Raw genomic sequence first — 13,438 nt, 5'->3', positions numbered from 1 at the left:
GTTCGTATGAATGGAGAAAATCCAGGGAGGGCGCGATGATCCCGAACGCCGTGCGTGAGTTCAATTTCGGCCTGGGCGAGACCGCCGAGGCGATCCGCGACAGCGTGCGCTCTTTCGCGCAGGACAGGATCGCGCCGCGGGCCGAGGAGATCGACCGCACCAACACCTTCCCGCGCGACCTCTGGCCCGAGATGGGGGCGCTCGGCCTCCACGGCATCACGGTCGAGGAGGAGTACGGGGGCCTCGGCCTCGGCTACCTCGCCCATTGCGTGGCGATGGAGGAGGTGTCGCGGGCCTCGGCCTCGGTCGGCCTGTCCTACGGCGCGCATTCGAACCTCTGCGTCAACCAGATCCGCCGCAACGGCTCGGAGGCGCAGAAGCGCCGATACCTGCCCAAGCTCATCTCCGGCGAGCATGTCGGGGCGCTCGCGATGTCTGAGCCGGGCGCCGGCTCGGACGTGGTGTCGATGCGCACCCGCGCCGAGAAGAAGGGCGACCGCTACGTGCTGACCGGCTCGAAGATGTGGATCACCAACGGTCCGGTCGCCGAGACGCTGGTGGTCTACGCCAAGACCGACCCGCAGGCGGGCCCCCGCGGCATCACCGCCTTCCTGGTCGAGAAGGGCATGAAGGGCTTCTCCACCGCCCAGAAGCTCGACAAGCTCGGCATGCGCGGCTCGGATACCTGCGAATTGGTGTTCGAGGAGTGCGAGATCCCGGAGGAGAACGTGCTCGGCCAGGTCGGCCGCGGCGTCAACGTGCTGATGTCGGGCCTCGACTACGAGCGCGCGGTGCTCGCCGCCGGACCGCTCGGCATCATGCAGGCCTGCCTCGACGTGGTGATGCCCTACGTGCACGAGCGCAAGCAGTTCGGGCAGCCGATCGGCGAGTTCCAGCTCGTCCAGGGCAAGCTCGCCGACATGTACGTCGCGACCAACGCCGCCAAGGCCTATGTCTACGCCGTGGCCCAGGCCTGCGACCGTGGCGAGACCACCCGCGAGGACGCCGCCGGCGCGATCCTCTACGCCGCCGAGCGGGCGACGCAGTGCGCGCTGGACGCGATCCAGCTGCTCGGCGGCAACGGCTACATCAACGACTACCCGACCGGGCGCCTGTTGCGCGACGCCAAGCTCTACGAGATCGGCGCCGGCACCAGCGAGATCCGCCGGATGCTGATCGGCCGCGAGCTCTTCGCCAAGTCCGCCTGAAAGCCTGCTTGAGCCATTTTCCCAGCAACTGACCTCATCCTGAGGTGCGAACGCAGTGAGCCTCGAAGGAGGCCTCCAGTGATCTCGGCGATACCTGGAGGCCTCCTTCGAGGCCCGCTTCGCGGGCACCTCAGGATGAGGTGAGAGGGTCGGAGACGCCGAATGATCTGCAGCTCTCGTCGGATTAAGCCGCTTACACAGGCTCTGAGGTCCTAAAGCCGATGCCGGTCATCCCCACCAGCGCCGACCTCGCCTCCGGGGCGGCGGAGCAGAACCGCGTGGCCTGGAGCGAGCTGCGCGCGGCCCTGAAGGCGCACCGCGCCAAGGCCGCCGCCGGCGGCCCGGAGCGCGCCCGGGAGCGCCACGTCGCCCGCGGCAAGCTGCTGCCGCGCGACCGGGTCTTACGCCTGCTCGATCCGGGCTCGCCCTTCCTGGAGCTCGGGGCCCTGGCCGCACACGGGATGTACGGCGACGACATCCACGCCGCCGGAATCATCACCGGCATCGGCCGGGTGGCGGGCCGCGAGGTGATGGTGGTCTGCAACGACGCCACCATCAAGGGCGGCACCTACTATCCCCTGACGGTCAAGAAGCACCTGCGGGCGCAGGAGATCGCAGCCCAGAACCGCCTGCCCTGCCTCTACCTCGTCGATTCCGGCGGCGCCAACCTGCCGCAGCAGACCGAGGTGTTTCCCGACCGCGAGCATTTCGGCCGCATCTTCTACAACCAGGCGCAGATGTCGGCCGCCGGCATCCCGCAGATCGCCTGCGTGATGGGCTCCTGCACCGCCGGCGGCGCCTACGTGCCGGCGATGTCGGACGAGAGCGTGATCGTGCGCCGCCAGGGCACGATCTTCCTCGGCGGCCCCCCTCTCGTGAAGGCCGCGACCGGCGAGGTGGTGAGCGCGGAGGATCTCGGCGGCGCCGACGTCCACGCCCGCCTGTCGGGCGTCGCCGATCATTACGCCACCGACGATTCCCACGCCCTCGCGATCCTGCGCCGCATCGTCGGGGGCCTCAACACCGTCAAGCGCCCGGATCTCGACATCACGGCCTCCGCCGAGCCCGCCTATGCGGCCGACGACCTCGATGCCCTGGTGCCGGTCGACCTGCGCAAGCAGTACGACGCCCGCGAGCTGATCGCCCGCCTCGTCGACGGCTCGGACTTCGACGAGTTCAAGCGGCTCTACGGCACCACGCTGGTCACGGGCTTCGCCCGCCTCCACGGCATGCCGGTCGGGATCCTCGCCAATAACGGCATCCTCTACTCGGAGAGCGCACTGAAAGGCGCGCACTTCATCGAATTGTGCTGCCAGCGGCGCATCCCGCTGGTCTTCCTGCAGAACATCTCGGGCTTCATGGTCGGGCGCGAGGTCGAGGCCGGCGGCATCGCCAAGAACGGCGCGAAGCTCGTCACCGCCGTCGCCACCGCCGCGGTGCCGAAGCTCACCGTGATCGTCGGCGGCTCCTACGGCGCGGGCAATTACGGCATGTGCGGCCGCGCCTACTCGCCGCGCTTCCTGTTCGCCTGGCCGAACTCGCGCATCTCGGTGATGGGCGCCGAGCAGGCCGCGAGCGTGCTGGCGACCGTCAGGCGCGACAACATCGAGGCCGGCGGCGGCACCTGGAGCCCGGAAGACGAGGAGGCGTTCAAGGCGCCGATCCGCGCCGGGTTCGAGGAGGAGGGCTCGCCCTACTACGCCACTGCGCGGCTGTGGGACGACGGCATCATCCTGCCGGAGGAGACGCGCCGGGTGCTCGGCCTCTCCCTCTCGGCCTGCCTCAACGCGCCGGTGCCGGAGACCCGGTTCGGCCTGTTCCGGATGTAAGACTGCCATGACCCACCGCCGCCTCGCCTCCGTCCTCATCGCCAATCGCGGCGAGATCGCCTGCCGGGTGATCCGCACCGCCAGGCGCCTCGGGATGCGCACCATCGCGGTCTATTCCGAGGCCGACCGCGACGCGATGCATGTCGCGCTCGCCGACGAGGCGCACCCGATCGGCCCGGCCCAGGCCGCCGACTCGTATCTGCGCATCGACCGCATCCTGGACGTGGCGCGGGCGAGCGGGGCGGCGTGCATCCATCCGGGCTACGGCTTCCTGTCGGAGCGGCCGGACTTCGCCGAGGCCTGCGCGGAGGCCGGCATCGTCTTCGTCGGCCCGCCCGCCTCGGCGATCCGCGCCATGGGCCTCAAGGACGCCGCCAAGGCGCTGGTCGCCAAGGCCGGCGTGCCGGTGGTGCCGGGCTATCACGGCGCCCGCCAGGAGCCCGACTTCCTCGCCGCCGAGGCCGCGGCGATCGGCTATCCCGTCCTCATCAAGGCGGTGGCCGGCGGCGGCGGCAAGGGGATGCGCCGGGTCGAGGGGCCGGCGGCCTTCGCCGATGCCCTCGCCTCCGCCCAGCGCGAGGCGCAAAACGCCTTCGGCGACCCGCGCGTGCTGGTCGAGAAATACGTTCTGGCTCCGCGCCACGTCGAGATCCAGGTTTTTTGCGATGCCCACGGCAACGCCGTCCATCTGTTCGAGCGCGACTGCTCGCTCCAGCGCCGCCACCAGAAGGTGATCGAGGAGGCCCCCGCCCCCGGCATGCCCGACGCGGTCCGCGCCGCCATGGGCCGGGCCGCCGTCGAGGCCGCGAAGGCGGTGGGCTATGTCGGCGCCGGCACGGTCGAGTTCATCGCCGACGGCCGCGAGGGCCTGAAACCCGACGGCTTCTGGTTCATGGAGATGAACACCCGGCTCCAGGTCGAGCACCCGGTGACTGAGGCGATCACCGGCCACGACCTCGTCGAATGGCAGTTCCGGGTGGCCTCCGGCGAGCCGCTGCCGGCGACCCAGGACGATCTGACCATCCACGGACACGCCGTCGAGGCGCGGCTCTACGCCGAGGACCCGGATCACGGCTTCCTGCCCTCGACGGGTCCCCTGCGGGCGCTCGACCTGCCTTCGGGCGAGGGCATCCGGGTCGATACCGGCGTGCGGGCGGGCGACCGGGTGACGCCGTTCTACGACCCGATGATCGCCAAGGTGATCGCCCACGGGGCGACCCGTACGGAAGCCCTGGATCGCCTGGCGGGGGCGCTCGGCCGCACCGTGGTGGCGGGGCCGAAGACCAACGTCGCCTTCCTCAAGGCGCTCGCCGAGGCGCCCGACTTCCGCGAGGGCCGCTTCGACACCGGCTTCATCGACCGCGACCTGTCCGCCCTCACCGCTCCGAGCCCCCACCGCGACGCCGCGATCCGGGCCGGTCTCCGGGCCTTGGTGGCGCGCGAGCGCCCGGCCGGGACCGGCTCGCCCTGGGACGCGGCGGACGGGTTCCAGCTCGGCGGGCCCCGCCGCCAGACCTTCCCGTTCGTGCTCGAAGGCGAGCCGGCGGAGGCCGCTCTGCGCTGGGGCGCCTCCGGCCTCGATGTGGTCTACGGCGCCGAGGGCCCGGATCCCGCCGCCCTCGCGGTGATCGACGCACCGAGCGGCGTGCTGGTCCTCTCCGAAGGCCGCCAGACCGCGCTCTCGCTGCCCGATCCCTTCGCGGTCGATCTCGACCACATCGACCAGGGCGGCACCATCAAGGCGCCGATGCATGGCCGCCTCGTCGCCGTGCTGGTCGCCCCCGGCGAGAAGGTGGTGCGCGGCCAGCGCCTCGCGGTGGTCGAGGCGATGAAGATGGAGCACGCGCTGACCGCCCCGAGCGACGGCACGATCGCCGAGGTGGCGGCGGAGGCCGGCCAGCAGGTCGCCGAGGGTGCCCGCCTGATCACCCTGACCACGGAGGACGCCGCGTGAGCACGATTCCCGCTTCGACCCACCCGCGCGGCGGGCTGTACTTCGAGGATTTCGAGGTCGGCGCCACGTTGCGTCATCGCCTCACCCGCACGGTGACGCAGATGGACAATATGCTGTTCTCCAACATGACCCTCAACCCGCAGCCGCTCCACATCGACGCGCATTTCTGCGCCACCGAGACGGAGTGGGGCAGACCGCTGATGAACTCGCTGTTCACCCTCGGCCTGATGATCGGCATCTCGGTCAACGACACCACGGTCGGCACCACGATCGGCAATCTCGGCATGACCGAGACGCGCTTTCCCGCGCCCCTGTTCGAGGGCGACACGGTGAGCGTGACGACCGAGGTGGTGGCCAAGCGCGAGTCGCGCTCGCGGCCGACCGCCGGCATCGTCGAGTTCGTCCACCGCGCCTACAAGCAGGACGGGACGCTGGTCGCCGAGTGCCGCCGCCAGGCGATGATGCGCAAGCGCCCCGCCCAGGAGGCCTGACCATGCGCTCCCTGCTGTTCGTGCCCGGCGATTCCCCCCGCAAGCAGGAGAAGGGCCTGGAGGTCGGGGCCGACGCCCTGATCCTCGACCTCGAGGATTCGGTCGCGCTGGCAGAGAAGCCGAAGGCGCGCGAGGTCGCCGCCGCGTTCCTGGCCCGGATGCGGCAGCAGGCCGGGCGGCCGAAGCTCTACGTCCGCGTCAACGCGCTCGACACGGGGCTCACCGACGACGACCTCGCGGCGGTGATGCCGCACGCCCCCGACGGGATCATGCTGCCGAAGGCCGAGGGCGGCCCGTCCGTCGCGGCGCTGGGCGCGCGCCTCGCGGTGCACGAGGCCGAGCACGGGCTCCCCGACGGCGCGACCCGCATCCTGCCGATCGCCACCGAGACGGCGCGGGCGGTGTTCGCGCTCCAGAGCCTGCCGGGATCGAGCCCGCGGCTCGCCGGCGTCACCTGGGGGGCGGAGGACCTCTCGGCCGATCTCGGCGCGGAGACCAACCGGGGCGAGGACGGCGCCTGGAGCGCGCCGTTCCAGCTGGCCCGCAACCTCACCCTGATGGCGGCGGCGGCGGCGGAGGTCGACGCCATCGACACCATCAACGCCCATTTCCGCGATCTCGAGGGCCTCGCCCGCGAGTGCCGCACGGCGCGGCGCGACGGCTTTGCCGGCAAGATGGCGATCCATCCGGCGCAAGTCCCGGTGATCAACGAGGCCTTCACGCCGACGCCAGCCGCGGTCGCCCAGGCGCGGACGGTCGTGGCCGCCTTCGCGGCGGCGCCGGGCGTCGGCGTGGTCGGGATCGACGGCGAGATGTTCGACCGCCCGCACCTGCGCCGGGCGGAGCGGCTGCTGGCGCGGCTGGGGTGAGGCGCGGCAGATGGGAGCCGACGGGGACAAGCCGGCTCGGCGTGCTCTGGAAGACTGCGCCGTCGAAGAATTCCGGGCCGGGCTGCTGACCCCGCCCGAACTGCGCCGCCGCCTCGGCTTCGGCACCCGGACGATGCTCGACGCCTTTCTGAAGGAGCGTGGCGTGTACACCGATCACGATGACGCGGACCTGATGCAGGATCTGCGTGACCTCGATCGCCTCGGCCTGTGACGCTCGGGGGGAGCGCATCGCCGGTCTGACCTTGCGAGCCAGGATTGTTCGCGACGGCGATGCGCGATGTCAGGACGCGGCGACCGGCGCCACGTCGCCCGGGATCCCGAGCGCGAGCCGATCGATCCTCTTGGCGATCTGGGCGAACGCCGCCGCATCGGGCAGCGTCGAGAACCGCGCGGCGCATTCGGGATGTTGGAGGACGCGCGGCATGTCGGAACGGCACTCTGAGGACGCGCTTCCAGAGACTCTGCCCACGATGCAAGCGGCGACCTGTGCCGCAATCGCCGGCCCTTTCACCAAGATCGGTATTCACCGATTCCCAGCCTGACGCACCGCGCGACCAACGCGCGGGCAGGCCATACCGGAAGGACGCCCCACCATGCCCCACGACGACGCCCACGCCTCCGCCACCCCCGAATCCGCCCTGCTCGCGCGCCTGCCGGCGGCCCTCGCGGCCGCCCTGCGGGCGCCCGCCTACGCGGCCCACCTCGCCGGCATCGATCCCGCGGCCGTGACAGACCGGGCGGCGCTGGCCCGCCTGCCGGTCCTGCGCAAGGGCGAGATGCCGGCGCGCCAGCGCGAGGCCCTGCCCTTCGGCGGCTTCGTGCCGGGGGTCGCGGGCGGGTTTCCCCGCCTGTTCACCTCGCCGGGCCCGATCTTCGAGCCGCAGCGCTCGGGCGAGGATCCGTGGGGCGGCGCGCCGGCGCTCGCCGCCGCCGGGTTCCGGCCCGGCGAGGTGGTGCTCAACACCTTCGGCTACCACCTGACGCCGGGCGGGTTCATCTTCGACACCGCCGCGCGGGCGCTGGGCTGCGCGGTGATTCCCGCCGGGCCCGGCAACACCGAGCAGCAGCTCGACCTGATCGAGGCCTACCGGCCTGCCGGCTATGTCGGCACGCCGGACTTCCTCAAGGTGCTGCTCGATTCCGGCCAGAAGGCCGGGCGGGACGTGTCGTCGCTCGTCAAGGCGCTGGTCTCGGGCGCCGCCTTCCCGCCCTCGCTCCAGGCCGAGTTCCGGGAGCGCGGCATCGCGGCAGCCCAGGCCTACGCCACCGCCGATGTCGGCTTCATCGCCTACGAGACGCCGGGGGAACCCGGCCTGCGCGTCGGCGACGGTGTGATCCTCGAGATCGTGCGGCCGGGCACCGGCGACCCGGTGCCGGAGGGCGAGGTCGGCGAGATCGTCGTCACGGTGCTCGACCTCGACCGGCCGCTGATCCGCTACGCCCTCGGCGACCTCACGGCGGCTCTGCCCGGGGGCCGCATCCGCGGCTGGATGGGCCGGGCCGACCAGGCCGCCAAGGTGAAGGGCATGTTCGTGCGCCCCGAGCAGGTCGCCGAGATCGCCCGGCGGCACCCGGATCTCGGCCGCCTGCGCCTGGTGGTGACCCGGGCCGACGAGGCCGACGCGATGACCCTGCGGGCCGAGAGCGCCTCCGCCGAGGCCGCCCTGGCGGAGGCCGTGTCCGAGACGTTGCGGACGGTGACGAAGCTGCGCGGCACGGTCGAGCTCGTCGCCCCCGGCAGCCTGCCCAACGACGGCAAGGTCATCGCCGACGAGCGCCCGGTCGGCTGACGCGGCGGGCGGGACCTCGCCCCGGCCGTCGGCCTCGCGCACAGTCGAGTCGTGCGCATGGAAAATACTTTTTCAATCCGGGGCGGCGACATTCGCCGCCTCGTCACGGACAGCCCGCAACTTGTCCCGTGCGATACCAGAGCATCGCCCGCCGCTGCGCCGTCCGGTTCTGGACCGCGATTTTTCCATCATGCCGTGCATCGCATCGCGTTGATGTCGCTTCAGGCTGTGCTAGTGTCTCAGTACGAAGCAGGGGCGGGCTCATGTCGAACGTGGCCGGCAAAGCCTATGGCATGAACGTCGTGACGCCGATCAGGCCGCGATGGACTTGGCTGAACCGCTTCATCTTCATGGTGGCGCGGGCTTTTCCGGGCACCCTGTCGGGACTGCTCGGATTGTCGCTGATCCATTTCGCCCGCTGGGTCATCATCCGGCGCGACCAGTGGCCGAGCCGCGGCCAGCCGCGGCAGACCCTCGCCAACGACTACATGCTGTTCTGCAGCAACTTCAACGGCACCTGGGACCAGTACATCGACGCCTTCGCGGATGGCATCCCCAACGGCCTCGACCTCTTCTGGTACGGCAGCACCAAGTATCCGAACTCGATCCCGATCTCACCGTTCAAGTCCTACATCCGGGCGAACCAGATCGATACCGGCTACTACTACAACGCCACGCCCGGCAGCGGCCAGCGCGACATCAAGCTGGCGCTGCAGCTCGCCGCCGCCCTGCGGGCGGTGAAGCCGGACGGCGACGACGCCGCGGTCGCGGCAGCCTTCCGCAAGGTGCTCACCGGGAACCAGGGCTGCCTCGGCGCCCCGGGCTACGGGCCGGTCGCGAGCCGCGACACCGCGATCGCCGACCTGCACCGCTGCGCCATGGTGCGGGAGCGCTGGGGCCGGGACGGCAGCGGCCCGCCCCCGGCGCAGGTCGTGGCGCCGGCGCCCGCCACGGCGAGCCTCCAGACGGCCGAGGCCGCGCCCGGTGCCGACCAGTCCGCGGCGGTCCGGGCGATGGTCGACGCCCTGCTCAGGGGCCGCACACGGGGCAGCGGCAGGGACGGCCGCGGCAAGGAGCGCTGACATGCCGAACCTCGACGGCGGCCACTACTTCTTCACCGCGATCGTGCCGATCAAGAACGACGTCATCGTCGAGCACGAGGGCCTGCGCAGCTCCCCCGTCCACATGGTGCGCGAGGCGCTCGAGACCCTGCCGACCGCCCTGCAATCGCCGGAGGCGGTGACGGTCGGGATCCAGAGCCCCTTCGCCCGCTCCCTGCGCACGCATTTCGCTCGGCTGGTCATGCTCGACCAGCCGTTCTTCAACGGGCGCGATCACAGCGACGCCGTGGCGGACGCCCTGCACGGGACCGACCTGCTGGCGGCGCAGCCGAACGACGTCCTCGCCTGCCCCTACCTCCTGGTGATGATTGACTTCGACCCGCAGGCCGGCGCGAACGAGCCGCGACGCTACTGCGAGGAGCTCTGGACCCTGATGCCGCGGGAGCTCGAGGCGGTGTTCCGCTTCTGCTACGGCTTTTCCGCCGTGCGCGACGCCCGCAGCTTCGCCGACTTCCTCCTGCCCTGCCAGGTCGAGACGACGATGCCGTTCAACGACTACTGGATCGGCCCGCCGCAGCTGCCGTCGCTGTCCCGGGCGCTGCTGGTCGCCCTGCCGCTGATCGGCGTCGCGCTGCCGGTCATCGCGGCCCTCCTCCACCGCGTGAGCTGGCCGACCGGGCTGGTCCTGGCGCTGGTCCTCGGCCTCGCCGGCCTCGCGGTCGATGTGGGGATCGTGATGCTCCATGGCGCCCGGCCCCTGCCGGCGGCGCCGGATGCGAGCCTGCGTCACGTCCTCAAGGCCCTCTACCTCCAGCAGGCCTTCACCCGCTTCGCGATCGACCACCAGGGTGCGGCGCCGCAGGCGCTCGGCGCGGCCTTCCGCCAGTTCCTGGCCACCCATCGGCCCCGGGACCTCGAGGGGCCGACGCAGAACCCCGGCGTGATCGGCAGCTAAGCATCATTCCGCCGGTCGCGAGCGACCGGTGCCGACGTGGTCACCGGTTCGGCGGCGAACCGAAGGATCGCGCCAATGAAAATGATGCAAAAACAAGAGCTTAGGCAGAGTTGCGCCATGACATTCTGCTTAGCGCCACGACCCCGCCCTTGCGGCCGGCACGTCTCGGGCCGGCCGGCACTCCCGCCCGGGACATCACGGCCATGACGACCCTCCTCGACCTCGCCGACATCCAGGGCGGCATCCTGCGGGCCTATGGCCGCCAGGGCTTCCCCAAGGCCCGCGCCTTCTTCCTGACCGTGCGCGGCGACGGCAAGCAGGGCCGCGCCTTCGTGGAGGCCTTGCGCCCGCGCGTCACCACGGCGGCGCGCTGGCACGATCCGCACCGGGGCGAGGCGCTGCTGCGCACCCGTGCCCCGCGCGTCAAGGACGTGGCCCGCGCCGCGAGGCAGGACGACTATCCGGGCGCGGTGACGCTTCGCAAGCCGAAGGTGACCCTCAACCTCGCCTTCACGTTCCGCGGCCTCCTCGCCCTCGGGGTGCCGGTCCGCACCCTGCGCGGCATGCCGGACGAGTTCATCGACGGCATGGCGCAGCGGGCCGAGATCCTCGGCGACGATCGGTTCCTGGACCGGCGCGACGCGGTCTGGCGCGACTCGACCGGCGACACCCGCGTCCACATCCTGGTGATGCTGAACGCGCAGATGAACCGCGACGGCACCCCGGTCGCGGAGCTCGAGGACGAGACGAAAGCCCTGCGGGACCTCTGCGCGGCCTCGGGCGGCGAGGTCGTGCTCCTGCCCGGCACCGGGCCGGACGGGGCGGACTTCCAGGAGATGTCCGCGGTGCTGCGCCCGGGCGAGGACGGCCCCGTCCCGACCAACAAGGAGCATTTCGGGCTCTCCGACGGCTTCGGCGACCCCGTCTTCGAGGGCCAGTTCCCGGCCGGGGCGGAGCGGCTGCGGGTGGTCGGCGGCGGCAAGCTGATGCCGGACCGGACCTGGGCGCCGCTCGCCACCGGCGAGTTCCTGCTCGGCTACCCGGACGAGGCGCAGGAGATCCCCGGCGCGGCGATGCCGATCGAGTTCAGCCGCAACGGCACGTTCATGGCCTATCGCAAGCTGCACGAGAACGTCGCGAGCTTCGCCGCCTATATCCGCGACCAGGGGCAGGCCTACGCGGCCATCCACGGCATCCCGCCGGCCGAGGCCGAGGCGACCCTGCGCGCCAAGCTCGTCGGGCGCTGGGAGGACGGGATCCCGCTCCAGGCGGCACCGACCCATGCCGACTGGCAGGCCTTCCAGGCGGCCCTCGCCGAAGCCCGGGCGGCCGACGACAAGCCGAAGCTCGCCGCCCTCGCCCTGCGCTACACCGACTTCACCTACCGCGACGACCTCGCCGGCACGACCTGCCCGGTCGCCGCGCACATGCGCCGGGCCAACCCGCGCGACATGCTCGACCCGCATCCGAAGAGCGGCGACGGCTCGGCGCTGGTCAACCGCCGCCGCATCCTGCGCCGCGGCCTGCCCTATGGCGGGCCGGACCAGGGCGGCAGCGGCACGGATGCGGGCGAGCAGGGCATCATCTTCCTGGCGCTCTGCGCCAACCTGTTTCGCCAGTTCGAGTTCGTGCAGCAGCAATGGATGCAGTACGGGCTCGACTTCAACGTCGGCAGCGACACCTGCCCGGTGATCGGCAACCATCCGCCGAGCCGCGATCTGGCGCAGGATGCGAAGCTCGTGATCCCGGTCGACCCGAAGGGCGGCCGGCTGCCCTTCCTGTGCGGCCGGATCCCCCAGCTCGTGGAGCCCCGCGGCGGCGACTACTTCTTCGTGCCGAGCATGACGGCCCTGCGCCTGATCGGCACCGGCATCACCGACCCGACCTGAGGCCGCCATGTGGCTCCTCAACCTTCCGGTCATGCTCTGGCGGCGCCTGCTCCTCGTGGGCGAGGGACTCGGCGCCGCGCTCCTGCTCGCGGGGGAGGCCGCAGCGGCCATCTCGCGCGGCTCCGGCCCGGTCGGCGCGCGTCTCGCCGCGCTCTTCGCCTCGCCGGTCGGGCAGCGCCGGGTCTTCGCGGTTCTGCGCCTCGTCCAGCCCAACCTGCGGTTCGGCACCGTCCTCGTCGCGGCTTACGCCAATTCCGGCACCGCGATCGTGACCCGGCGCGACGACGTGATCGACGTCCTGTCGCGCGACGACGATTTCGGCGTCGTCTACGGGCCGCGGATGAAGGCCATCACCGACGGCGAGAACTTCTTCCTCGGCATGCAGGATACGCCGCGCTACACCCGCGACGTCTCCGCCATGCGGCTGGTGGTCCGGCGCGAGGACGTGCCGGCAGTGGTGGCGCCGTTCGTCGCCCGGGAGGCGCTAAGCCGCGTCGCGGCCGCGGGCGGGAGGATCGACGTACCGCAGGCGCTGACGCTTCCGGTCGCCGCCGGCCTCCTCGACCATTACTTCGGCACGCCCGGCCCGTCGCGGGCCGAGATGGTCGACTGGACCACGACCTTGTTCTGGTACCTCTTCCTCGACCTCCAGGCCGACCCCGCCCTCGACGCGAAGGCGGCCTCCGCCGCCGCTTCCTTCCGCGACTGGCTCGGCGGGCACATCGCGGCCCGCAAGGCCTCGGGCGAGACCCGCGACGACGTCCTCGGCCGCTGCCTGGCGCTCCAGGCCTCGGGCACGCCGGGCCTGGACGACCGCGCCATCCGCGACAACCTGATCGGCCTCCTGATCGGGGAGCTGCCGACGACCTCGGCCGCCGCGACCCTGGCCCTCGACGAATTGCTCGACCGGCCGGCGGCGCTCGCCGGCGCCCAGAAGGCGGCGCGGGCCGGCGACGACGACGGCGTCGCCGGCCACGTGTTCGAGGCCCTGCGCTTCCGCCCGCTCAACCCGGTGATCTACCGCCGGGCGATGCGCGACGCGACGGTGGCCGGCGGCACCCTGCGCGCCCGCCGCATCCCGGAGGGCACGATGGTGTTCGCCGCCAACCTCTCGGCGATGTTCGACCCCCTCGCGGTGCCGCAGCCCGGCCGCTTCCGCATCGACCGGCCCTGGGACACCTACATGCTGTGGGGCCACGGCCTGCATCTCTGCTTCGGGGCGCACCTCAACCGCGCGACCCTGCCCGGCCTGCTCAAGCCCCTCCTCGCCCGCCGGTCCCTGCGCCGTGCCGAGGGCCCGCGCGGGCGGATCGACCAGCAGGGCACGCCGTTCCCGGTCCATCTCGAGGTGATGTTCGAGGGCTGAGGGGC

At 71.9% G+C, this 13,438-nt stretch carries 12 protein-coding genes; 11 read left to right on the top strand and 1 reads right to left on the bottom strand.

The features are described from left to right. Positions 1 to 35: 35 nt before the first annotated feature. The 6 genes from EU555_RS06430 (at position 36) to EU555_RS06405 (ending at position 6,583) form a co-directional block, all read left to right on the top strand. Entirely contained in the window at positions 36 to 1,208 is a 1,173-nt protein-coding gene (locus EU555_RS06430; RefSeq protein WP_135413833.1) for an isovaleryl-CoA dehydrogenase, read from the top strand. Between the two features lie 221 nt (positions 1,209 to 1,429). Continuing rightward, positions 1,430 to 3,037 (top strand): carboxyl transferase domain-containing protein, encoded by a 1,608-nt coding sequence (locus EU555_RS06425; RefSeq protein WP_135413832.1) that lies wholly within the window; start codon positions 1,430 to 1,432, stop codon positions 3,035 to 3,037. A gap of 7 nt (positions 3,038 to 3,044) precedes the next feature. Then, a complete protein-coding gene (locus EU555_RS06420) occupies positions 3,045 to 4,991 on the top strand; it encodes an acetyl-CoA carboxylase biotin carboxylase subunit (RefSeq protein ID WP_135413831.1) in 1,947 nt (648 codons plus the stop codon). Next, positions 4,988 to 5,482, top strand: coding sequence for a MaoC family dehydratase (locus tag EU555_RS06415; protein WP_245524162.1), 495 nt, complete (start codon positions 4,988 to 4,990; stop codon positions 5,480 to 5,482). Before EU555_RS06420 ends, EU555_RS06415 begins: the two co-directional genes overlap by 4 nt. A gap of 2 nt (positions 5,483 to 5,484) precedes the next feature. Next, positions 5,485 to 6,351, top strand: coding sequence for an HpcH/HpaI aldolase/citrate lyase family protein (locus EU555_RS06410; protein ID WP_135413830.1), 867 nt, complete (start codon positions 5,485 to 5,487; stop codon positions 6,349 to 6,351). A gap of 10 nt (positions 6,352 to 6,361) precedes the next feature. After that, on the top strand, positions 6,362 to 6,583 hold the full coding sequence (locus EU555_RS06405; RefSeq protein ID WP_135413829.1) for a hypothetical protein: 222 nt from the start codon (positions 6,362 to 6,364) through the stop codon (positions 6,581 to 6,583). 69 nt (positions 6,584 to 6,652) lie between these two features. On the opposite strand, the gene EU555_RS36045 is transcribed toward EU555_RS06405, so the two are convergent. After that, on the bottom strand, positions 6,653 to 6,796 hold the full coding sequence (locus EU555_RS36045) for a hypothetical protein (RefSeq protein WP_167858456.1): 144 nt from the start codon (positions 6,794 to 6,796) through the stop codon (positions 6,653 to 6,655). A gap of 169 nt (positions 6,797 to 6,965) precedes the next feature. On the opposite strand from EU555_RS36045, the gene EU555_RS06400 reads away from it, so the two are divergent. The 5 genes from EU555_RS06400 (at position 6,966) to EU555_RS06380 (ending at position 13,433) form a co-directional block, all read left to right on the top strand. Next, positions 6,966 to 8,162, top strand: a complete 1,197-nt coding sequence (locus EU555_RS06400) for a phenylacetate--CoA ligase family protein (RefSeq protein ID WP_135413828.1) — start codon at positions 6,966 to 6,968, stop codon at positions 8,160 to 8,162. Positions 8,163 to 8,425: 263 nt separating this feature from the next. Beyond that, a complete protein-coding gene (locus tag EU555_RS06395; RefSeq protein ID WP_205820812.1) occupies positions 8,426 to 9,244 on the top strand; it encodes a hypothetical protein in 819 nt (272 codons plus the stop codon). A gap of 1 nt (position 9,245) precedes the next feature. Next, complete coding sequence (locus tag EU555_RS06390) at positions 9,246 to 10,178, top strand: hypothetical protein (protein WP_135413827.1); 933 nt, start codon at positions 9,246 to 9,248, stop codon at positions 10,176 to 10,178. 203 nt (positions 10,179 to 10,381) lie between these two features. After that, positions 10,382 to 12,067, top strand: coding sequence for a Dyp-type peroxidase (locus EU555_RS06385; RefSeq protein WP_135413826.1), 1,686 nt, complete (start codon positions 10,382 to 10,384; stop codon positions 12,065 to 12,067). A gap of 7 nt (positions 12,068 to 12,074) precedes the next feature. Next, the gene (locus EU555_RS06380) at positions 12,075 to 13,433 is read left to right on the top strand and encodes a cytochrome P450 (protein WP_135413825.1); all 1,359 of its coding nucleotides are present in this window, start codon (positions 12,075 to 12,077) and stop codon (positions 13,431 to 13,433) included. Positions 13,434 to 13,438: the final 5 nt, after the last annotated feature.

It is taken from the genome of Methylobacterium nonmethylotrophicum (genome assembly GCF_004745635.1).
GTDB lineage: Bacteria > Pseudomonadota > Alphaproteobacteria > Rhizobiales > Beijerinckiaceae > Methylobacterium > Methylobacterium nonmethylotrophicum.
This window is presented reverse-complemented; position numbering and strand designations above follow the sequence as displayed.

What these genes read in the sequence shown, in the direction of transcription:
- EU555_RS06395 (WP_205820812.1), top strand. Translation starts at nt 8,426, where the DNA reads ATGTCGAACGTGGCCGGCAAAGCCTATGGCATGAACGTCGTGACGCCG.
- EU555_RS06430 (WP_135413833.1), top strand. Translation starts at nt 36, where the DNA reads ATGATCCCGAACGCCGTGCGTGAGTTCAATTTCGGCCTGGGCGAGACC.
- EU555_RS06405 (WP_135413829.1), top strand. Translation starts at nt 6,362, where the DNA reads ATGGGAGCCGACGGGGACAAGCCGGCTCGGCGTGCTCTGGAAGACTGC.
- EU555_RS06400 (WP_135413828.1), top strand. Translation starts at nt 6,966, where the DNA reads ATGCCCCACGACGACGCCCACGCCTCCGCCACCCCCGAATCCGCCCTG.
- EU555_RS06425 (WP_135413832.1), top strand. Translation starts at nt 1,430, where the DNA reads ATGCCGGTCATCCCCACCAGCGCCGACCTCGCCTCCGGGGCGGCGGAG.
- EU555_RS06420 (WP_135413831.1), top strand. Translation starts at nt 3,045, where the DNA reads ATGACCCACCGCCGCCTCGCCTCCGTCCTCATCGCCAATCGCGGCGAG.
- EU555_RS06410 (WP_135413830.1), top strand. Translation starts at nt 5,485, where the DNA reads ATGCGCTCCCTGCTGTTCGTGCCCGGCGATTCCCCCCGCAAGCAGGAG.
- EU555_RS06380 (WP_135413825.1), top strand. Translation starts at nt 12,075, where the DNA reads ATGTGGCTCCTCAACCTTCCGGTCATGCTCTGGCGGCGCCTGCTCCTC.
- EU555_RS06385 (WP_135413826.1), top strand. Translation starts at nt 10,382, where the DNA reads ATGACGACCCTCCTCGACCTCGCCGACATCCAGGGCGGCATCCTGCGG.
- EU555_RS36045 (WP_167858456.1), bottom strand. Translation starts at nt 6,796, where the DNA reads ATGCCGCGCGTCCTCCAACATCCCGAATGCGCCGCGCGGTTCTCGACG.
- EU555_RS06390 (WP_135413827.1), top strand. Translation starts at nt 9,246, where the DNA reads ATGCCGAACCTCGACGGCGGCCACTACTTCTTCACCGCGATCGTGCCG.